Source organism: Cellulomonas sp. P2_B4 (assembly GCF_056404795.1).
Genome location: NZ_JBFUDI010000006.1, coordinates 77,210 through 96,867, shown reverse-complemented (window position 1 = coordinate 96,867; position 19,658 = coordinate 77,210). Strand labels below are relative to the sequence as shown.

The following is a 19,658-nucleotide window of genomic DNA, read 5'->3' as shown; positions in this document are numbered from 1 at the left end:
CGGCATGCCCCGGCGGACAGAACGTCGACGCGTTCATTGCCCTCGAACGGAGGAGCAGTGTGCGCCTACGCTCCCACCGTGGACGCCCTGTCATCTCTTCTGGTTCCGATGTTCTCGCTCTTCGTCGGCGCCGCCATCACCTATGTCGTCAACGTTCGGGATCGAGAGCATCGCAGGGTCGAGGACGTCCTCGCAGAAGCTATCGGGGCCGTCGCAGCGGTGATCGCGACCTCCGAATTCGTCCGCGGTGTCGACTGGGACGGCGCGAGTCCGTCGGAGCGCGCCACGTTGAATACCGAAGTTGCACGAGAATCCGTGAAGGCCTGGGTCAAGTCCGTTGCCGATGCCCGCGTGGCGGTCGCACACGCCTCCGCGTACGCGCCCGAGCTCGGCACAAGACTCCGAGCATCGCCGAACGCCTTCACGCGAGACGCGGAAGAGACCATCGCGATGCTGCGGGTCGCCCTTCACGACGAGCGGCAGAGCTGGCATCGGCGTTAGGCCCGATTGGACGGGGCAGCTGTTCGGCCCGCCGCACGAAGGCCGGCCGACCGCATCCAGCGACTCGGCCAATGACTTCGGTACCGACATACTCGGCACGTGAAGATCAGACCACTACCGGGCGTGACGGGAATCCGTGCTCAGGAGGTCCTCCAGGGCGCCTCGAACGTCTTCGTCAACCTGCGGGGCGGATCCCACAGCGGCATCGAGCTGTACAACGAATACCTTCGCAAGTCGAGCGAGCAAGTGAAGATGCTTGCGTCGGTACTGCCGGCCGCGGACCTCGATCGAGTGATGACAACTCAGCGGTATTGGATGCTTCATGGCGTCGACCCAGGAGGCAAGGGTCCGGTGCTTGATGCTCTGATGGAACTGGAAATCTCGGAGAAGATCGCTGCACTCGACGAGGCGATGAAGGCGGTCGCGGACGACAACAACCGCTTTAGTCATGCTGATCTGGTGATCGTGCCCGACACGAACGTACTGCTGCACCATCCAGATTCGATCGAGCAGGTGCGTTGGGACGCCGTCGCCGCTGCAGGCGCGCGACGGATCATCGTTGCGATCCCGATACTCGTTATTGACGAACTCGACAAGGCAAAGAGGCGGACCGACAAGATCGAGAGTGGCAAGGAGCCGGTGCGGACGCGCGCGCGGCGGACGCTCGGCGTACTTGATGCCTGGTTCCAGGGTGGGCTCTCGCACAACCTGCCTGAGACATGGCCAGCAATCGAGGTCGTCCTCGTGCTGGACGACCCTGATCGCCCGCGGCTGTCGGACGCCGACTACGAAATCATCGACACCGCCCGGTCTATCGCTGATGTCTCTGGCGCCCGAGTCGTGATCGTGACCGCAGATGTTGGGATGCGGCTCAGAGCTGGCGCGGCAGGAGTCGAGGCGGTAGAGCCCCCTGCGGGTGGCGAACAGGCACAGGACTAGTCACCGTTAGTCGCCGTGTCTCGGACGAGTCCGAATTCGACGCGACCAGCACACGTCGACGAGATCGGTCGAAGGACAAGGCGAGTCAGCAAGGACCGATGTCGGCGGACCGTCAGCTGCCTACCGCTCGACCCGTGAGAATGCGCCAGCTGGGCTCATCGTCCCAAATGCAGTTCTCGTCAATCAGCGGTCGAGTCGCGTCGATAAGCCGCGGAGTAAGCGTGAGGCTGAGGGCTCTTTCACCGGCGAGCCTGCCGAGACCTGCTGCCAAGTCGGCGAGCTGCACACGTGGGTCCGCCTTCGAGTCGGCTTGCACGATACCGGCGATCGGCACGTATACCGGTAGGTCCGGATGCGGGTTGTTTGCGACGCCGACGATGATGCGGACGAGCTCGTCGGTCAGGATTGTTTGGCGGTCATGAATCAGGAGAACGGGCCCCCCGTACTGCTCGGCCCAGTAGAGCGCGGTCGGGTGAATCGCTGCGACCAGGGGTTCAAGATTGGGCTGTTCGGAGATCGCCTGGTCGGGATCGCCGTATTGGGCCGCTTGCTCGCGCGCAGCCCACACCAGGGACAGGACGTCAGCGACGTCCTTCCGATGACTGCGGAGACGGAGGTCGTCGATAACCGCGAAGAACTCGTCGAGTGTCGTCTTTTCGCCCGTGCGCTGGCGTCGCCGGATCAACGAGACGAACGCACCCAGCAGCCGATCCCAGTTCACAGTTCCGAGCGCCTTGCGGCCATGCCTGAACAGGTCCGACGCCATCTGCCGGGCTGATCCGTCAACATGGAGTTGGACACCCTGCTCATACATCTCTTCCTCGACGAGGAGGTCGATGACCTTTCCGACGGCAAAGTACAGCTTGTCGATCAGCATCACGTGTGCCCGTCCGTGAAGCGGTCCGCCGGCCATGAACAAGCCCGCCGCGTCGTCGATTGCTGAGTCCTTCAGCAACTGTTTCGCCTTCAGTTCGGGGCCGGTGATCCGGAACTGCCTACGGACGTTGGCCACGATGGCTCCGGCCTCTCGCGTGCTGAGGTCCACGCTGCCGTGTGCGAATACCCGGTGCGCACTCTCGAAGAGGTTCTCGCCGTCGCTTCCGCTCTCGTCGCACACGATCTCGACTGGCGACGTCTGCGGTTGCTCGCTCACGTCGACATCCTGGACCGCCGAACGGCAAGGGCGACAGCGTTTGGTGCGAACCGTGCCGTCATAGATCGTTGAGGTAGGCGGCGAGCCCCGTCGAGAGGATCAAGGCCTGAGCCGTATTTCGTCGGCTGTACTGCCGTCGAGACACCGCGTGCGTTGTTGCGTGGCGGACATACGACCTCGGGATCAGCTGGGCCGTAGTCGGCTCGAAGCGTTCGTGCGCATGCCAGATCGGCGCCATCGCGAGGAACGTCCTCAAGGGCCACCCGTCGACGTCCTCACGTTTCGTCGCCTTGTGGCTCGTGTACGAAGCCCGCTCCTGCTGATCGAACGCGGTGTACATCATCGAGTCCAGAGTGTTACTGGCGAGCGACTGCGCCGCCGCGACGTGACCATCGCTAGCCGCGTTGAGGGCCTGCCGGAGGAAGGGGACGTACTCGCGCGTGCGCTGGGCGGTGCACTCATCGAGGATCGCTTCGCAATCGAGGCAGATGCGCTCCATGAACCGACCGAGCAAGGCCCGGCGCGATGCCCGATCGGGCGCGCGGAGGAGCCGATCAGCGACAGGGCTGCTCGGAACGCAGTACAGCCCAATCCCTTCCTCTGCGAGGACTGCAACCTGCTTCAGATCGACGTCCAGCCGAGCAAGGTTCGGCGGGAGGATTCGGCGACCTAGGTCGAGATCCGTCAGCCAGGTCCAAGACAGGTTTGGTGCGGTCCAGCTCGCTGCGACCGTGGCGATCATGGCGCGCATTCGCTCGGAAGGGAGAGACAGTTCCGCGATGGCTGCCAGGCCCGGGCGAAGCGCGGCGGTCTGAGATGCGAACAGACTTTGCAGGGCCGTCAGGCTCGGCGCCAAGAGGCTTTCTGACTGTGTCAGCCGAAGGATCCGGCCGAGGCTCGCGGTAGTCGTAGCGCTGAGTCGGGCGAGGTCAATCGTGCTATCTCGGACGGCCTCTTCGGCGTCAGACGGTTCCGGGGCATCTGAAGGTTCCGACACGTCAGCCAACATACGACCAGCGCGGCCGACCGGGCCGAGCAGAAGCGGAGACAACCTAGTGAAGCTCATCGACATGACCGGCCAGCGGCACGGGCGCTGGACCGTGCTCCAGCTCGCGCCGCCGCTGAGCGGCAAGGCCACGTGGCTCTGCCGCTGCGACTGCGGGACGGAGCGCGCCGTGCGCGCACGGGCCCTGCGCGCTGGTGCCAGCAGCTCGTGTGGGCTGTGCGGCAGTGGAGGCAGGCCAGCCCATGGTCTGGGGGTTGGGCGCTGGAGCTACTTCGAAGCGCACAAGAAGGTGCGTCGCCGCCGTGGTCGCGCTGCCGACCGGGCCTGCGGGTGGTCGGACTGTGCCGAGCCCGCCGACGAGTGGGGACTCCTCATCGGCTCCTCACCGGAGCACGAGCACCTGGCACCGGACAACGACGGCGCGCGACTCCTCCGCTTCAGCACTGACCCCGGGGCGTATCTGGCCATGTGCCGGTCCTGTCATGCCGCTTGGGATGCAGTCCAGACGGTCCGCTGAGCACCTGCTCCCGATCCACCACCAAGAAGCTTCCGGCGCCGAGCCGGACGCGGCCGACCGGCCGCACGAACATGAAGGAGGGCCCCAGTGGCCATCAAGAAGACCACCACGGACCACGCCGCCGACCTGTACGCCGGAGTTCCTGCCGAGCTCGTCGAGGTCCTGAGGCTGAACGCCCCTGCCGTCCCCGAGCACTGGGCGCGGGACTTCTGGGTGCTCCCGATCCTGGAGCGCGTGCACCAGATCGACGCCCTGAACGAGCGAGCCGCTGCGCTCCCCGGCGAGGCCGACACGGTGACGGAGCTGCACGAGCTGGCCGAGGCCGCGTACCTGCGCCTGGTCGAGCAGTACGACGACATGGGCGGAGACGTGACCGGCGTCGAGCTGGTCGCGGCCAAGGACCGCGCGGAGCGCATCCGGGCGCGCCTGGACAGGCTGGTCGATGAGCGCCGCGACGTCGGTCCGCGCATCGATGCCGAGCGAGAGTCGCTGCGACACAGCATCCACTCTGACGTTCGACGCCAGATGGTCGAGCAGTCCTACCGCGACCACGAGGCGAACCAGAAGGAGCGAGCGCGGGCCATCGAGCGCGCCGAGGTGAAGGCGAAGGAGGCGGCAGCTCGCGAGGCCGAGGGCGCCCGCAGGGGCGCTGCGTACGAGGCCGCGCGGGGCGCCAGCTCCCCGTACCTGCCCGCCTGACAGACCTGCACGACGAACGCCCTCATTCTGGGGTCTCCTGGGATGGGGGCGCTTTTTGTCGTTCTGAGGGCCCGCGCCGGGTCTCTGCACCGCATTGGCGCAGGTCAAGTGGCAGATTGCGGCGTTTCCGATTCCCTACAACGGTCAACAATCGAGGAGACTTGCCTGCGACATAGATGTGCATGGACGTCTACAAGTGGGCGACGAAGCTCGGCCCCGTCGTGCCCGGCGACCTGCTCCTGGACTGCTTCGAGCTCGCGCGCGACATCCGCACCCTCGACATGCGGGCGTCGCCCTACGACGTCTCCTCCTACGGCCTCGAGGCGGTGGCCATCGAGACGCCCGAGGGCAAAGCCGCCTACGCCGCGGCGCAGAAGGGCTTCGCCGAGCGCGGGAACGTCCTGCGCGCCCGGCTGGTCACGGTTTGCGACGGCGTGCTACCCAGCACGGACTAGGAACGCGGGCGGCGCGGATCGCCGCGGCCGACACTCGGGCCGCGGCGCTCCCTCGCGTCAGGAGACCGTCAGCGTCCAGCTTCCGTCGGACGTGACGGCGATGATCGAGGGTCCGGCACTCAGCGGGACCGTGCCCTGGTAGGCACCGATCTCGTTGACGAGCAGCCCGAACTCGAACGGGTCGCCTGTGTCCTCGATGATGGCGAAGTTGCCTTCGCCGGCGTTGGTGGCGGCGAGCGCCCCGGCGGGTCCGTCGTAGAGGAACACCGCGTCGCCCGTGCCCGCGGGCGCGAGCGGCGGAGCAGTCGAGACCGGCGCGACCGTCAGGGTCCACGCCCCGTCGGCCGTGATCTGCACGGTGGCCGCATCTGCCAACCCCAGCTGACCGTAGATCGTCGACCCGGAGTACGGGCCGATCGTGTTGACCAGCAGGTCACCCGTCGGCTCGTTGGCGGCGTCGAGCATGGAGATCGCGAAGTTGTTGGCCCCGTCGTGCGTTGCCGTCACGATCCCGATCAGCGCGCCCGCGGGCAGCGGGACGAGGCTGTCGCCCGTACCCGACTGGGTCAGTGGCGCGAACGTCCCGAAGGTCTCGTCGGCCCATGCCTGAGGTGTCACCGCCTCGTCCGCCGGGGCCTCGTCGGGCGCGGCAGCCTCCGGCTCCTCGACGGGCTCCTCGGCAGGCGCTTCGACGACCGGGACGTCGGCGAGGTCGTCGAGCGCCGCGTTGCCGGCGTTCGACGCCGTGATGGCCGAGCTGATCAATCCCAGGACGAGGAGCACACCGGACACGATCCAGGCGACCTTCTTGTGCTCGTCGTATCCCGCCAGGCGACGCCCCTGCTTGTCACGCTGCGCCCCGACGAGCACCAGGATGATGTCGACCAGGACCCAGATCCCGAGCCCACCGAGCGTGATGAGCTTGAGGATGCCGGTGCCCACCTTGCCGAGGTAGAACCGGTCGACGCCGAAGAAGCCGAGAAACCAAGCGAACAGCCACGTCAGCACGAACGACTTCGAGGACACCTCCCCGGGTGGCTGCGCGTAGCCGGCGGGCGGGTACGGCCCTGCCGCATACGCGGCGGGCGGGTAGGCCGCGGTTGGCGGGTAGCCGCCCGGCGCGCCCTGGACCGGCGGCGGTGGGCCGTACGGAGGCGCCGCCGGAACACCGGMCGGCGGCTCCGTGGAAGCTGCGTAGGGCGGGGCCGCCGGCGCAGCCACAGGCTGTGCCTGAGGTTGTGGAGGGGCTCCGTGAGCGGGTACAGGCGGGACGGGCTGACCTTCGGGCAGGCTCGGATCGGTCGTCACGAGGACGCCTCCTTGCGTCGCCGGAGCCGGCTGTCCGTCACGACGTGTGCGGACGCCCCGGCCCCTCGCGACCCCCGCACATCGACCGTATCGGCACCGGTCTGCGGCGATACCAGAGGGAGCGGGTGAGATCGGGCCTCATCCCACCGCGTCGCACGATCCGCTGACTCCCAGCGGTCCGGGGGCGTTCACCGCTGAGTACCGGACACGCGGCGGGCGTCGTCCGGACCGAGCATCCAGCGGATCGTGCGGGTCACGGTCTCGCCCGCGACCCGGGCACCGGCGCGGCGCACGGGTCCGGGGTGCCGGACGCTGAGCTGCTCGCAGGCCCACAGGGGCAGCGACGCGACGGCAGCACGGGCGAGCGAGGCGTACGCGGGGCGCAGGGTCCACGGCACCGGCGGCTCGTGGAGCAGGAAGTCGGCGGCCTCGCGGGCGGCGGTGGACGGGCCGAGGACCGGCCGGAACTCCCGCAGCGCGATCGCCAGCTCGGACACCGAGGTCGGGACGTTCTCGGCCCCCAGGGCGACCGCGACCCGCGCGGCCTGCTCGACGTACCGGTCGGCGTCGACCGCGTCGATGTGCCGCTGGCCGTACAGCCGGTAGGACCGCAGGAAGCTGTCCACCTCGGCGACGTGGACCCAGCGCAGCAGCGTGGGGTCGGCTGCCGCGTACGCGATGCCCTCGGGCGTCGTGCCGCTGATGCGCTCGTGGACGGCCCGGACGCGGTCGATGGCGGCCTGCGCGTCGTCGGCGGTGCCGAACGTCGTGACCGCGAGGAAGGTGCTGGTCCGCGCGAGCCGGCCCCAGGGGTCGCCCTTGTACCCGGAGTGCGCCGCGACGGCTGCCATGGCTGCCGGGTGCAGGGACTGCAGGAGCAGCGCGCGCATCCCGCCGACGAACATCGAGGCGTCGCCGTGCACCGCGCGGATCGGTGAGCCGGGCAGGTACCAGCGAGGGCCGGGCGTGAGGTGGATCCGCTCGCGCTGGGCGATGCCGTCCGGACCTGCGACGCGCAGGAAGAGCTCGGTCCCGGCGCGGTCACGCAGACGCGACAGGCCTTGCAGCATCGGCCCACCGCCTCTCGTGCCCGGGTCGGAGCACTGGCTCGGTCCGACCGCTCGATGCTAGGTCGCCGACCGTCGTCGCGCGCACCGGCGCAGCGGCAGAGGCGCGACGCGAAGCGGGTCCGCGTCACCGGAGGCCAACGGAACCGGGCCTGTCCTCTTGCCCGGTTCACCTGCGACGATGCCGCCATGCCCACGTTGACCCACATCGGCGGACCGACCTTGCTCATCGAGATCGAGGGCTGGCGGCTGCTCACCGACCCGACGTTCGAGGCACCCGGTCGCACCTACTCGTTCGGCTGGGGTGCGCGCTCGCACAAGGTCGCGGGCCCCGCCCTGCAGCCGTCGGACCTCGGCACGGTCGACGCGGTCCTGCTCTCCCACGACCACCACGCCGACAACCTGGACGACGCCGGCCGCGCGTTCCTGCCGTCCGCGGGCCGCGTGCTCACGACGGTCTCGGGCGCGCGCCGTCTCGGGTCGGGCGCGGTCGGGCTGACGGCCGGGGACACCCACGTCCTGGAGGCACCCGGACGCCCGACGCTCACCATCACGGCCACCCCGGCGCGGCACGGCCCGCGGTTCAGCCACCCGATCGTCGGGGACGCCGTCGGCTTCGCCATCCGGGTGGAGGGTTCCGACGACGTCGCCGTGTGGGTGTCGGGCGACACCGTGATGTTCGACGCCCTGCGCGAGGCGATCGACCGGATGGACGTCGACATCGCCGTGCTGCACCTGGGCGCCGTGAAGTTCGGGGTCACGGGTCCCGTGCACTTCACGTTCAACACGACCGAGGCCGTCGAGGTGGTGGACCTGCTCAAGCCCCGCGTCGTCGTCCCGGTGCACTACGAGGGCTGGTCCCACTTCCGCGAGAACCGCGACGTGTTCGAGCCCGCCCTCGCCGACACGGGCGCAGACGTCCGCTGGCTCACCCCGGGCACCGCGACGCCCGTCGACTGACGATGCGGCGGCGGCGCGACACCGGCGGCCCCTCGTCGGCGGTCCCGACCGTGTGCACCTAGCCGCACCTGCGACGGGTGCGCACCACGGTGACGCGTCCGGTGCCTCACGCGTGCACTCCCGTCCCTGGCGCGGCTAGGTACGCACGGGCCGGGTCGTGTGCGCGGCAGGCGGAGTCGCGACGAGGACCTCGCGTGCGAGGATCGGGCGTGCCCGCCAGCCTCGCCGAACGCATCCCCGCCGACCCGACCGACCCCGACGCTCTGTACGAGGCGTTCACCGGCTGGGCCGAGGACCAGGGGCTCGCGCTCTACCCGCACCAGGACGAGGCGCTGCTCGAGCTGGTCACCGGTGCGCACGTGATCCTGTCGACGCCGACGGGGTCCGGGAAGTCGCTCGTCGCGGTCGCCGCCCACTTCGTCGCGCTGGCGCAGGGCCGCCGCACCTACTACACCGCGCCGCTCAAGGCCCTGGTCAGCGAGAAGTTCTTCGCGCTCGTCGAGGCGTTCGGGTCGGCGAACGTCGGCATGATGACGGGCGACTCGGCGGTGAACCCGACGGCGCCGATCATCTGCTGCACGGCGGAGATCCTGGCCAACGTCGCCCTGCGCGACGGCGACGACGCCGACGTCGGCCAGGTGATCATGGACGAGTTCCACTTCTACTCCGACCCGCAGCGCGGCTGGGCGTGGCAGGTGCCGCTGCTGGAGCTGAGCAAGGTCCAGTTCGTGCTCATGTCCGCGACGCTCGGCGACGTGGGCTTCTTCGCGGAGGACCTGGCCCGGCGGACGCACCAGCCCGTGGCCGTCATCGCCAACGCCGAGCGCCCGGTGCCGCTGACGTTCACCTACGCGATCGAGCCGCTGCACGAGCTCCTCGACGAGCTGGTCAAGACCCGGCGGGCCCCCGTCTACGTCGTGCACTTCACGCAGAAGGAGGCCGTCGAGCGCGCGCAGTCCCTGCTCTCGACCCCCCTGGCCAGCCGCGAGCAGCGCGACCGCATCGGCGACGAGATCGCGGGCTTCCGGTTCGGTCCGGGCTTCGGGAAGACGCTGAACCGGCTGCTGCGGCACGGGGTCGGCGTGCACCACGCGGGGATGCTGCCCAAGTACCGGCGAGTCGTGGAGCGCCTGACGCAGAAGGGGCTTCTGCCGGTGGTCTGCGGCACGGACACGCTCGGCGTCGGCATCAACGTGCCCATCCGCACGGTCCTGCTGACCAGCCTGGTGAAGTACGACGGCGTCCGGATGCGGCACCTGTCCGCCCGCGAGTTCCACCAGATCGCCGGGCGTGCGGGCCGGGCCGGGTTCGACACCGTCGGCGAGGTCATCATCCTGGCGCCGGAGCACGTGATCGAGAACCGCAAGCTGCTCGAGCGCGCCGGCGACGACCCGAAGAAGCTCAAGAAGATCGTCCGCAAGAAGGCGCCCGAGGGGCACGTCAACTGGACGGACAAGACGTTCGAGCGCCTGCGCGATGCGCCGCCCGAGCCCCTGACCAGCAGCTTCGCGGTGTCGCACGCGATGGTGCTGAACGTCCTGGCGCGTCAGGCACGCGGCGTCGACTCCGTGGCCGCCATGACCAGGCTGCTCACCGACAACCACGAGCCGCCGGGGGCTCAGGGCCGGCACGTCCGCCGTGCCATCGCGGTCTACCGGTCGCTCAAGGCCGCCGGGGTGATCGAGCGCCCGTGGATCGACGACGGCAACGGGCACCGCCACCGGGGCCTGAACCTCACGACCGACCTGCCGCCCAACTTCGCGCTCAACCAGGCGCTGTCGCCGTTCGCGTACGCGGCCCTGGACCTGCTCGACCAGGAGGACCCGGCCTACGCGCACGACGTGGTCTCGGTGCTCGAGTCGACGCTCGACGACCCGCGCCAGGTGCTCTCCGCCCAGGAGAACAAGGCGCGCGGCGAGGCGGTCGCGGCCATGAAGGCCGACGGCATCGAGTACGACGAGCGCATGGCGCTGCTGGAGAACGTCTCCTACCCCAAGCCGCTCGCCGAGCTGCTCGAGGCCATGTTCGTCACCTACCGGCAGACCAACCCCTGGGTCGCCGACCTCGCCCTGTCCCCCAAGTCCGTGGTCCGCGACATGCACGAGCGGGCCATGAGCTTCGCCGAGTACGTCGCCTACTACCAGCTGGACCGCACCGAGGGCGTGCTGCTGCGGTACCTCGCCGACGCCTATCGCGCCCTGCGTCAGACCGTGCCGGAGGACGCACGCACCGAGGAGCTCTGGGAGCTCATCGAGTGGCTGGGCGACCTGGTCCGCCGCACCGACTCCAGCCTTCTCGACGAGTGGGAGCGGTTGTCCAACCCGTTGGACGAGCACGGCGCTGACGCCCCCGGCGGTGTGGACGAGGACGTGCCGGAGCCGATCACCGCTAATCCCCGGGTGTTCCGCGCCCTCGTCCGCGGGGCGATGTTCCGCCGCGTCGAGCTGGCCGCCCGCGAGTACTACGGCGGGCTCGCGCAGCTCGGGGACCTGGACGCCGACGGGGAGCCGTGGACGGTCGACCGGTGGCGCGACGCCCTGGACCCGTTCTACGACGACCACGACGAGATCCTCACGGGCTCGCCCGCGCGCGGTCCGGCGCTCTTCCAGGTGACGCCCGGACGCGGCACGTGGACCGTCCGGCAGCTGCTCGACGACCCCGAGGGCGACCACGACTGGCGCATCGACGCGGTGGTGGACCTGGTGGGTTCCGACGAGACGAGCGAGGTCCAGCTGCGGATCACGGCCGTCGGACCGTTGTGACAGGCTGGCCCTTGTGGCCAAGCACGCACCGACCGGCACCCCCGCGCTCGTCGCCCTGAGCGCCGCCGGGGTCGAGCACACCGCGCACGCGTACGAGCACGACCCGGCCTCCGACCTCGGCTACGGCCTCGAGGCGGCCGCGGCGATCGGCGTCCCGCCCGAGCAGGTGTTCAAGACGCTCATGACGACCGTGGACGGCACGCTCACGGTCGCCGTCGTCCCGGTGACCGGCCAGCTCGACCTCAAGGCCCTCGCGCACGCCGTGGACGGCAAGAAGGCCGCGATGGCGGACAAGCACGCCGCCGAGCGGGCCACCGGCTACGTCGTCGGCGGCATCTCCCCGCTCGGGCAGCGCGCGGCCCACCCCACGGTGATCGACGAGACCGCGTGGCTCTTCGACACGGTGTTCGTCTCCGGGGGCCGACGAGGTCTCGACGTCGAGCTGTCGCCCGACGACCTGGTCCGGCTCACCGCCGCGACCGTCGCGGACATCGCGCGCGACTGATGGCCACCTGGGAGGACGTCGCCGCGGTGGCTCTCGCGCTGCCCGAGACGACCCAGGACGAGCTCGTCTGGTCGGTGCGGGGCAAGGTCGTGGTCAAGGAGCGACGGCTGCGACCGGCGGACCTCAAGGCGCTGGGCGACGCGGTGCCCGAGGGGCCGGTCCTCATGGTGCACACCGGCGACCTCGTCACCAAGGACGAGATGCTCGCGCGGCGGCCCGACGCCTACTTCGTCACGCCGCACTTCCACGCCTACCCCGCGGTCCTCGTCCGGCTCGACGACATCGACGTCGAGGAGCTGTCGGACGCGATCGTGGAGGCGTGGCTGAGGACGGCGCCGAAGACGCTCGCCGACCAGTGGCTCGCCGAGCATCCGCACGGCCTCTAGTGCCCGTAGGCCGCCATCACGCGGTCCGACGGGACGATCTGCTTGCCCAGCGGCACCAGGGAGATCGGCACCATCTTCCAGTTGGCGAGCGCCAGCGGGATCCCGATGATCGTGATCGCCTCGAGGATGCCCGTGACGATGTGCATGAGCGCGAGCCACCAGCCGGCGACGATGATCCAGATGACGTTGCCGATCACCGACCACGCGCCCGCGGTCTGCTTGTCGACGACGGTCCGCCCGAACGGCCACAGCGCGTAGCTCGCCATCCGGAACGACGCGATGCCGAACGGGATCGTGACGATGAGGATGCAGCAGATGATCCCCGCGAGCACATAGCCCAGCGCCAGCCAGAAGCCGGCGAGCACGAGCCAGATGAGGTTGAGCAGCGTCTTCACTGGTCCAGGGTGCACCACGGCGGCCGGATAGTCTGCCTCCCATGACCGTCGACCCCGCCGCGGTGGCCGACCGGCTCGCCGCGCTGCGGGCCCGGATCGCCGCCGCCGAGATCGCGGCCGGTCGTCCCCCGGGGTCCGTGCGGCTGCTGCTGGCGACCAAGACCCAGGACGCGTCAATGATCCGGGCCGCGGTCGAGTCCGACACCGGGAGCCCGCACCCGCTGCTCGTTGGCGAGAACCGGGTGCAGGAGCTCGTCGCCAAGGGCCCCCTGCTCGCGGACCTGGGCGTGACGACGCACCTCATCGGCCCGCTTCAGTCCAACAAGGTCAACGCGGCGCTGCGCTGGGCGTCGTGCATCGAGTCGGTCGCGTCGCTCGACCTGGCCGAGCGCCTCGCGGAGCGTGCGCCGCAGCTTGAGGTGTACGTGCAGGTCAACGTCTCGGGCGAGCCGACGAAGCACGGTGCGGCACCGTCGGAGGCGGCCGGCCTGGCGCGCGCGATCGGTGCGCTGGACGGCCTGCGCCTGACCGGCTTCATGACGGTCGGCGCCAACTCGCCCGACGCCCACGTGGTGCGCGCGGGCTACGCACTGCTGCGCGGGCTGCGCGACGAGATCGTCGCGTCGGGTGCACCGGGCACGGCGGACGCGCACGAGCTGTCGATGGGGATGAGCGGCGACCTCGAGCTCGCCATCGCGGAGGGCGCGACGGTCGTGCGCGTCGGCAGCGCCCTGTTCGGGGCGCGTCCGGCCTAGGCGCCGCGGCGGGCCGTCGGTCGCGCCCCGCCGCGCAGCAGCACCACGCGCGTGGCGCTCGCCCGCGCACCGGACGCGCGCCGTCGGGCGCTCGCCAGCTCGCGCGCGTGCAGCAGGCTCATGCGGCGGATCTCGCGGTCGAGGCCGGTGTCGGTGGTCATCTCGTTCTCCTTCGTCGCAAGGAGGAGCCGCCGACCCGGACCCTGATACGTCAAGGTCCCTTGACACCCGCTGACCATGTCAAGCACCCTTGTCACGTCAAGGTCGCTTGACACATTACGGACCCGGGGGCTGATCGATGGACACCACGCTCGCCACGCTGCAGGGGCTCGACCTGCCGACGGTCAGCGCCGTCGTGCTCGTCGGCGCCGCCCTCGCACTGGTCGTGCTCGACCCGGTCGCAGGACGCCGCTCGTACCGTGCCTTCCTCACGCGCCTGGAGACCGATCCGGCCGCCCGGGTCCGCTTCTACCGTCGCTGGACGCGGCAGGGCTGGCTCCTCGGCACGGCCGTCGTCGCGGTGGTGCTCGCGCTCCCCGGCGTCGCACCCGGCGATCTCGGCCTGCGCCTGCCGGACCCGTCGGGGCTCCATGGGGCGCCGTCGGTCCTCGTCGGCGGGCTGATCGGTCTCGGCATCGTCGCCGTCGCCGGGTTCCTGCTGCGCCACCGCCTCCCCGCCGACCCGCGGCCGGCCCCGCACCCGATGCACCCGGTGACCGCCGCCGACCGCCGAGGCTGGGCCTGGCTGTCGCTCAGCKCCGGCGTGACGGAGGAGGTCACGTTCCGCGGTCTGGTGGTCCTGGCGCTCGCCACGGTGCTGCCGGGCACGGACCCGGCCGTGGTGGTCGTCGTCGGCGCGGCCGCGTTCGGGCTCGCGCACTGGTACCAGGGCGTCCTCGGGATGGTGAGCACGGGCATCCTCGGCGCCATCCTCGTCAGCCTCTACCTCGGCACCGGCTCCCTGCTGATCCCGATGGTCGTGCACGTGCTGATCGATCTCGCCGTCCTGGCCCGCCTCGCACCCGTCACAGAGCCGGAGCCCGCATGAGGAACGAGATCCGCCGGCTGCGCGAGGAGTCGGGCCTGTCCCAGGCGGCGCTCGCCGAGGCGCTCGCGGTGTCCCGGCAGACCGTGAACTCCCTCGAGACCGGCCGCTACGACCCGTCCCTGCCGCTCGCCTTCGCCATCGCCCGCCACTTCGACCTCACGATCGAGGAGATCTTCCATGTCGACGACTGACCAGCGCCGCAGCCCCCTGCGGGCAGCGATCCCCCTCCTGGCGGCCGGGGTCGCCGTCGTGGCGATCTCGGCGTACTTCCTGGCGATCGGGGAGCCGGACACCGCGGCCGGCGCCGTGGTCGGCGGACTGCCCTTCCTCGTGCTGGCGGGCGTCGCGCTCTGGCGCACGTGGCGCCGGCCCGGGTCGAGCGGCACCGCGGGCCGCACCCTGTCGGGCCAGCCCGACGAGCGCGACCGGGCGATCGTGACCGGCGCGTTCGCGTGGACCGGCATCGCGGCCGTCCTCGCGATCGGCGTCGCGACGGTCGCCGTGACGTTCGGCGCAGACCCCCTGCTGGTGCTCCAGCTCGTCATGCTCGTGGTCTACGTCGTGCTCGTCGGCGCGTTCGTGGTGCTCAGCCGCCGCACGTGACGCGAAGATGGGACACGTGGCCGACGACAAGAGGTTCCCGCGCTGGGTGTACGGGGTCGGCACCGAGCCCGACGCCCGGTTCTCCCTGGCCAACGAGCGCACGTTCCTGGCCTGGATCCGCACCTCGCTGGCACTCCTCGCCGGCGGGGTCGCGCTCGAGGCGCTCGAGCTGCCCATCGAGGAGCACCTGCGGTTCTCGGCGGCCCTCGTCCTGGTCGTCGTCGGGCTCGTCGCGCCCGTGACCGCCTGGATCGGCTGGGCGCAGGCCGAGCGCGCCGTCCGGCTCGGCACCCGCCTGCCGTCCCCGTCGGCGTTCGGGCTGCTCGTCGTCGGCGTGTTCGTGGCCGGCCTGCTCGTGCTCGTCGGCCTGGTCGCGGCGTGACCGACCCGGCCCCGACGACCCTCGCCGCCGAGCGCACGCACCTGGCCTGGCGGCGCACGGCGCTGGGCCTCACCGCCGGCGGGGTCGCCGCCGCGCACTTCCTGCAGGCGTTCGCCGGCGGCGCCGCGTGGAGCATCGCCGCGGCCGGTGCCATCGTGGCCACCGCCCTCGCGGTCAGCTCGAGACGGCGCAACCGCTCCGGGAGCCAGATCGACGGACGCCTCGTCGCCGTCTGCTCCTGCGGGCTGCTGCTGCTCGGGGTCGGCGCCCTCGCCTTCGTCCTGCTCCAGGGCCCCTAGGGGACTCGAGCCGTCCAGACCGGGTCGCCGAACTTGGTCTCCACCAGCTCGCCCGCCCGCGCCAGCTCCTCGGGCCGCAGCGCGCCGTCGACCGTCGGGTACTGCCGCCGGAAGTGGGCGACGAACGCGTCGATGACCGCCTCGCGGGGCAGCTGCGTCTGGGAGCGCACCGGGTCGACACGCTTGGCGGCACTGGCCGTGCCCTTGTCCGACAGCTTCTCGCGCCCGATCCGCAGCACCTGCAGCATCTTGTCCGCGTCGATGTCGTAGGACATGGTCACGTGGTGCAGCACGGCCCCGCCGACCACGCGCTTCTGCGCCGAGCCGGCGAGCTTCCCGGCGGGCGACGAGATGTCGTTGAGCCCGGTCAGCGTGGCGTGCACCCCGACGTCCGCGAGCGCGCCGAGCACCCACTGGTTGAGGAACGCGTAGGACTCCTCGAAGGTCATGCCGTCGACCAGCGAGGAGGGCACCACCAGCGAGAACGTGATGCAGTTGCCCGCCTCCATGAACATCGCGCCGCCGCCGGAGATCCGTCGCACGACCGTGATGCCGTAGTGCTCCGCGGCCGCCAGGTCGACCTCGTTGCGCAGCGACTGGAACGACCCGATGATCACTGCCGGCTCGACCCACTCCCAGAACCGCAGCGTGGGCCCGCGACGGCCGGACGCGAGCTCCTCGGTGAGCACCTGGTCCAGGGCAGCGTGCAACGCGGGCGGGAGCGGTCCGGGATGGATCAGCTCGAAGGTGTGGTCGGCCCACGTCGTCGAGTAGCCGAGCGCCCGACGGACCGCCGACGCCACGGCACGGGCGTCGAAGCCGACCATCGTCACCGGGAGCACGTACCGCTCGAGCGCGTCCGTCACGGCACCGGCGAGCTGGGCGGAGCTCGCGTCCCGCGGGAGCCCATCGAGCGCCGCGGACAGGACGTCGAGGGCCTCGTCAGGCTCGAGGAAGAAGTCGCCGCTCACGCTCACGTCACGCAGGAGCCCGTCCACCACGTCGAGGTCGACCGCGACGAGCTTGCCTCCGGGGACCTTGTACTCACCGTGCACCCGACGAGCCTATGCACGTTCCCCGGTCATCCGAGCGCGCGGACCGCCAGCTGGGCGCGTCCCTGCACCATCGCGGACAGGGACTCGGGGTCACCCAGCGTCGCCAGAGCGGTCTCGGACGTGCCCCCCGACAGCGCCTGCGCCGTCCACGACACGATGGTGTTGCCGACGAGCATCTGCCCCTCGTACGCGGGGATGGTGGTCCCCCCGACGGTCCGGTCGACCTCCAGCACGATCGACGGGTACACGCCCTGGCCCTCGATGGCCGGCTGGGCGGTCCAGCTCGTCCCCTCGACGCCGGTGTCCACCTCGCGGTAGGTCGGGCACGCGTCGATCGTCGTGACGAGCTCGCGGAACGCCTCCCGTGCCGCCGCAGGGTCGGTCAGGACGGTCACCTCCTGCTGGAAGTCCATCGCCTCGTTGCCCCAGCTGCGGACGTCGTAGAACGCGGGCGGCGCGGCGACGACGGTCACCGCCAGCACGCAGGAGTCGGGCTCGACCACGGTCCCGACGGGCAGACCCCAGCCCTTCTGCCCGGAGGTGATCCGCTCCTCCACGCCCGGGTCGGCGGCGGGCACGTCGGCCACGAGGTCCGCGGCCGTGACGAACAGGCCGAGGCTCGTCGTCGCGTCGAAGACCGCGTCGGAGCCGGGCGGCGCGACGGAGATCGACGGGGACGGCGACGGCGAAGGGGCGGACTGCGTGGGCGTGGGCACGTACGTCTGGGTCGGCGTCGGCTCGGTCTCGACCGACCACGGCTCGGCGACGAGCAGGATCAGGACGGCGAGCGCGCCGAGGGCCGCCAGGAGCCACCACCAACCGCGCGCTGTCGGGGTCCGGGGGGCGGTCTCCACGCCCTCGGGACCGTCGGGATCGGAGGCGGGCGGGGCGGAGCCGGACACGACCGCTCCCCCTCTCGCCGCATCGGCCGCCACGCGCGTCCGTCAGATCCCGAGGTTAGCCGCGCCGGTGACCGGCGCAGGGATGAAAAGCTCAGCGCGGCGCGATGCCGTGGTGGTAGAGCCCCCAGATGGCGGAGTCCGTGAGCGCCTCCCACGAGGCCTCCAGCAGGTTCGGGCCGACGCCGACCGTGCTCCAGGAGTCCTGGCCGTCGCTCATCTCGATGAGCACGCGCGTGACCGCGTCGGTGCCGTACATCGAGTCGAGGATGCGCACCTTGAAGTCGATGAGCTCGAACTCCTCGAGCTCCGGGTACACCTTGAGCAGCGCCTGGCGCAGTGCGTGGTCGAGGGCGTTGACGGGGCCGACGCCCTCGCCGGTGCTCACGATGCGCTCGCCGCCGGCGTGCAGCTTGACGGTCGCCTCGGCGGTCGCCGGGGTCCCCCGCGGTCCGCGCCGCTCGACGATCGCGCGCCACGACTCGACGGTGAAGTACTGGGCCCGCTGCCCGTTGAGCTCCTCGAGGAGCAGGAGCTCGAACGAGGCGTCCGCCGCCTCGTAGGTGTACCCGTTGGCCTCGGCGTCCTTGACGCGGTCGGTCACCCGGCCGAGCACGTCGGGGCGGTCCGCGAGGTCGAAGCCCAGCTCGCGGCCCTTCAGCTCGATCGACGCACGGCCGGCCATGTCCGAGATGAGCATGCGCATGTCGTTGCCCACGTTGGCGGGGTCGGTGTGCTGGTACAGGTCCGGGTCCACGCGGATCGCCGAGGCGTGCAGCCCGGCCTTGTGCGCGAACGCGCTGGCACCCACGTACGGCGAGCGCGCGAACGGCGAGATGTTGGTGATGTCGCTGATCGCGTGCGCGATGCGCGTCAGGTCCCGCAGGCCGCCGGGGCGCCCCTCGGTCGTCTTCAGCACCTGCAGGTCGTACTTGAGCTCGAGGTTGGCGACGACGGCCAGCAGGTCGGCGTTTCCGGTGCGCTCCCCGTACCCGTTGACGGTCCCCTGGACGTGCGAGCAGCCGGCCTCGACCGCCGCCAGGGTGTTGGCGACGGCGCAGCCGGAGTCGTTGTGCGCGTGCATCCCGAGGATCGCGTCGGGCCCTACGGCACCGCGGATCTCGTGCACGATCTCGGCGACCCACGCCGGCACCATGCCCCCGTTGGTGTCGCAGAGGGCGACGACCTCGGCACCCGCCTCGAACCCGGCCAGCACGGCCGCGCGCGAGTACGCCGGGTCGAACCGGTAGCCGTCGAAGAAGTGCTCCGCGTCGACGACGACCCGGCGCCCCTCCCGCACGAGGAACGCGACCGTGTCCGCGATCATCGCGATGTTCTCCTCGCCCGTCGTGCGCAGCGCGCGCTCGGCGTGCCGCAGGTCGTGCTTCGCGACGATCGCCACGACCGGCGCCTCGGAGTCGACGAGCGCCCGCACCTGGGCGTCGTCGACCGCACGCGTCCCGGCCTTGCGGGTGCTGCCGAACGCCGCGAGCTCGGCGTTGCGGAAGTCCAGCTCCTTGGCCGCGCGCTTGAAGAACTCCGTGTCCTTCGGCACCGCGCCCGGCCAGCCGCCCTCGATGAACCCGACCCCCAGCTCGTCGAGCAACGGCGCGATCAGCAGCTTGTCGGCGACAGAGAGGTTCATGCCCTCCTGCTGGGCGCCGTCGCGCAGGGTCGTGTCGTAGACCTGGAACGAGTTCAGTGCGGGGACGGACACGATGTGCTCTCTCTGTCGTGCTGGGATCTTCTTCGTCGTGCTGCGACGTCGGTTCGTGCTCAGTACGGCCGGCGAGGGTGTGCCGGTGCAGTCGACGGTAGCCGGGGCGGAGGTGGTGCCTCGACCAACAAAAAGACCCCCCGGGGTACGGGAGGTCTGCGCGTCAGCGGGTGGGCCGACGCGCTACTCGATAATGAGGGTGCTGCTGTTCACCCTCGCATCGTGGCACACGTCACGTCCCGCGGTC

22 protein-coding genes and 1 pseudogene are annotated in these 19,658 nt (G+C 70.7%); 14 read left to right on the top strand and 9 right to left on the bottom strand.

What is annotated here, in order from left to right; all coding sequences use genetic code 11:
* The first annotated feature begins 78 nt into the window (after positions 1-78).
* The gene (locus tag AC1DZC_RS11860; RefSeq protein WP_477043405.1) at positions 79-501 is read left to right on the top strand and encodes a hypothetical protein; all 423 of its coding nucleotides are present in this window, start codon (positions 79-81) and stop codon (positions 499-501) included.
* A 99-nt stretch (positions 502-600) separates the two neighbouring features.
* Positions 601-1,440 carry a PIN domain-containing protein gene (locus tag AC1DZC_RS11855; protein ID WP_477043404.1) on the top strand — a complete coding sequence of 280 codons (840 nt, stop codon included), beginning with the start codon at positions 601-603 and terminating at the stop codon, positions 1,438-1,440.
* A gap of 112 nt (positions 1,441-1,552) precedes the next feature.
* Here AC1DZC_RS11855 and AC1DZC_RS11850 read toward each other — a convergent pair whose 3' ends face one another.
* Both AC1DZC_RS11850 and AC1DZC_RS11845 read right to left on the bottom strand, forming a co-directional pair.
* The gene (locus AC1DZC_RS11850; RefSeq protein ID WP_477043403.1) at positions 1,553-2,593 is read right to left on the bottom strand and encodes a hypothetical protein; all 1,041 of its coding nucleotides are present in this window, start codon (positions 2,591-2,593) and stop codon (positions 1,553-1,555) included.
* Between the two features lie 58 nt (positions 2,594-2,651).
* The gene (locus tag AC1DZC_RS11845; protein ID WP_477043402.1) at positions 2,652-3,731 is read right to left on the bottom strand and encodes a hypothetical protein; all 1,080 of its coding nucleotides are present in this window, start codon (positions 3,729-3,731) and stop codon (positions 2,652-2,654) included.
* Between the two features lie 472 nt (positions 3,732-4,203).
* Here AC1DZC_RS11845 and AC1DZC_RS11840 point away from each other — a divergent pair, with 472 nt between their 5' ends.
* A complete protein-coding gene (locus AC1DZC_RS11840; protein ID WP_477043401.1) occupies positions 4,204-4,815 on the top strand; it encodes a hypothetical protein in 612 nt (203 codons plus the stop codon).
* Positions 4,816-4,997: 182 nt separating this feature from the next.
* A pseudogene (locus AC1DZC_RS11835) lies at positions 4,998-5,270 on the top strand (3-methyladenine DNA glycosylase); the annotation flags it as partial.
* A gap of 57 nt (positions 5,271-5,327) precedes the next feature.
* Here the strand turns inward: AC1DZC_RS11835 and AC1DZC_RS11830 are convergent.
* Positions 5,328-6,296 carry a TM2 domain-containing protein gene (locus AC1DZC_RS11830; protein WP_477043400.1) on the bottom strand — a complete coding sequence of 323 codons (969 nt, stop codon included), beginning with the start codon at positions 6,294-6,296 and terminating at the stop codon, positions 5,328-5,330.
* Between the two features lie 470 nt (positions 6,297-6,766).
* Positions 6,767-7,648 (bottom strand): oxygenase MpaB family protein, encoded by an 882-nt coding sequence (locus AC1DZC_RS11825; protein ID WP_477043399.1) that lies wholly within the window; start codon positions 7,646-7,648, stop codon positions 6,767-6,769.
* Positions 7,649-7,834: 186 nt separating this feature from the next.
* Here AC1DZC_RS11825 and AC1DZC_RS11820 point away from each other — a divergent pair, with 186 nt between their 5' ends.
* From AC1DZC_RS11820 to AC1DZC_RS11805, 4 genes are all read left to right on the top strand, one after another.
* The gene (locus tag AC1DZC_RS11820; RefSeq protein WP_477043398.1) at positions 7,835-8,605 is read left to right on the top strand and encodes an MBL fold metallo-hydrolase; all 771 of its coding nucleotides are present in this window, start codon (positions 7,835-7,837) and stop codon (positions 8,603-8,605) included.
* 209 nt (positions 8,606-8,814) lie between these two features.
* Complete coding sequence (locus AC1DZC_RS11815) at positions 8,815-11,367, top strand: DEAD/DEAH box helicase (protein ID WP_477043397.1); 2,553 nt, start codon at positions 8,815-8,817, stop codon at positions 11,365-11,367.
* A 4-nt stretch (positions 11,368-11,371) separates the two neighbouring features.
* A complete protein-coding gene (gene ybaK, locus AC1DZC_RS11810; RefSeq protein ID WP_477038828.1) occupies positions 11,372-11,872 on the top strand; it encodes a Cys-tRNA(Pro) deacylase in 501 nt (166 codons plus the stop codon).
* A complete protein-coding gene (locus AC1DZC_RS11805; protein WP_477043396.1) occupies positions 11,872-12,258 on the top strand; it encodes an MmcQ/YjbR family DNA-binding protein in 387 nt (128 codons plus the stop codon). Before ybaK ends, AC1DZC_RS11805 begins: the two co-directional genes overlap by 1 nt.
* Here the strand turns inward: AC1DZC_RS11805 and AC1DZC_RS11800 are convergent.
* The gene (locus AC1DZC_RS11800) at positions 12,255-12,653 is read right to left on the bottom strand and encodes a YccF domain-containing protein (protein ID WP_477043395.1); all 399 of its coding nucleotides are present in this window, start codon (positions 12,651-12,653) and stop codon (positions 12,255-12,257) included. The two genes, AC1DZC_RS11805 and AC1DZC_RS11800, sit on opposite strands and share 4 nt — an antisense overlap.
* A 41-nt stretch (positions 12,654-12,694) precedes the next feature.
* On the opposite strand from AC1DZC_RS11800, the gene AC1DZC_RS11795 reads away from it, so the two are divergent.
* Positions 12,695-13,408: a YggS family pyridoxal phosphate-dependent enzyme gene (locus tag AC1DZC_RS11795; protein WP_477043394.1), complete on the top strand. Its 714-nt coding sequence runs from the start codon at positions 12,695-12,697 to the stop codon at positions 13,406-13,408.
* Here the strand turns inward: AC1DZC_RS11795 and AC1DZC_RS11790 are convergent.
* Positions 13,405-13,569, bottom strand: a complete 165-nt coding sequence (locus AC1DZC_RS11790; protein ID WP_477038614.1) for a hypothetical protein — start codon at positions 13,567-13,569, stop codon at positions 13,405-13,407. The genes AC1DZC_RS11795 and AC1DZC_RS11790 overlap by 4 nt on opposite strands.
* 137 nt (positions 13,570-13,706) lie before the next feature.
* Here AC1DZC_RS11790 and AC1DZC_RS11785 point away from each other — a divergent pair, with 137 nt between their 5' ends.
* Genes AC1DZC_RS11785 through AC1DZC_RS11765 form a run of 5 tightly spaced genes read left to right on the top strand, consistent with a single transcriptional unit; the run spans position 13,707 to position 15,740 of the window.
* A complete protein-coding gene (locus AC1DZC_RS11785) occupies positions 13,707-14,456 on the top strand; it encodes a CPBP family intramembrane glutamic endopeptidase (RefSeq protein ID WP_477043393.1) in 750 nt (249 codons plus the stop codon).
* Positions 14,453-14,647 (top strand): helix-turn-helix transcriptional regulator, encoded by a 195-nt coding sequence (locus AC1DZC_RS11780; RefSeq protein WP_477038612.1) that lies wholly within the window; start codon positions 14,453-14,455, stop codon positions 14,645-14,647. The genes AC1DZC_RS11785 and AC1DZC_RS11780 overlap by 4 nt, the downstream gene beginning before the upstream one ends.
* Positions 14,634-15,059: a hypothetical protein gene (locus tag AC1DZC_RS11775; protein ID WP_477043392.1), complete on the top strand. Its 426-nt coding sequence runs from the start codon at positions 14,634-14,636 to the stop codon at positions 15,057-15,059. The genes AC1DZC_RS11780 and AC1DZC_RS11775 overlap by 14 nt, the downstream gene beginning before the upstream one ends.
* Positions 15,060-15,066: 7 nt before the next feature.
* Positions 15,067-15,441, top strand: a complete 375-nt coding sequence (locus AC1DZC_RS11770) for a YidH family protein (RefSeq protein ID WP_477043391.1) — start codon at positions 15,067-15,069, stop codon at positions 15,439-15,441.
* Positions 15,438-15,740: a DUF202 domain-containing protein gene (locus AC1DZC_RS11765; protein WP_477038609.1), complete on the top strand. Its 303-nt coding sequence runs from the start codon at positions 15,438-15,440 to the stop codon at positions 15,738-15,740. The genes AC1DZC_RS11770 and AC1DZC_RS11765 overlap by 4 nt, the downstream gene beginning before the upstream one ends.
* Here AC1DZC_RS11765 and AC1DZC_RS11760 read toward each other — a convergent pair.
* From AC1DZC_RS11760 to cimA, 3 genes are all read right to left on the bottom strand, one after another.
* Positions 15,737-16,795: a lipoyl protein ligase domain-containing protein gene (locus AC1DZC_RS11760; protein WP_477043390.1), complete on the bottom strand. Its 1,059-nt coding sequence runs from the start codon at positions 16,793-16,795 to the stop codon at positions 15,737-15,739. The genes AC1DZC_RS11765 and AC1DZC_RS11760 overlap by 4 nt on opposite strands.
* Before the next feature lie 26 nt (positions 16,796-16,821).
* Positions 16,822-17,697 carry a hypothetical protein gene (locus tag AC1DZC_RS11755; RefSeq protein ID WP_477043389.1) on the bottom strand — a complete coding sequence of 292 codons (876 nt, stop codon included), beginning with the start codon at positions 17,695-17,697 and terminating at the stop codon, positions 16,822-16,824.
* A 91-nt stretch (positions 17,698-17,788) separates the two neighbouring features.
* Positions 17,789-19,414, bottom strand: a complete 1,626-nt coding sequence (cimA, locus tag AC1DZC_RS11750; RefSeq protein ID WP_477038827.1) for a citramalate synthase — start codon at positions 19,412-19,414, stop codon at positions 17,789-17,791.
* Between the last annotated feature and the right edge of the window lie 244 nt (positions 19,415-19,658).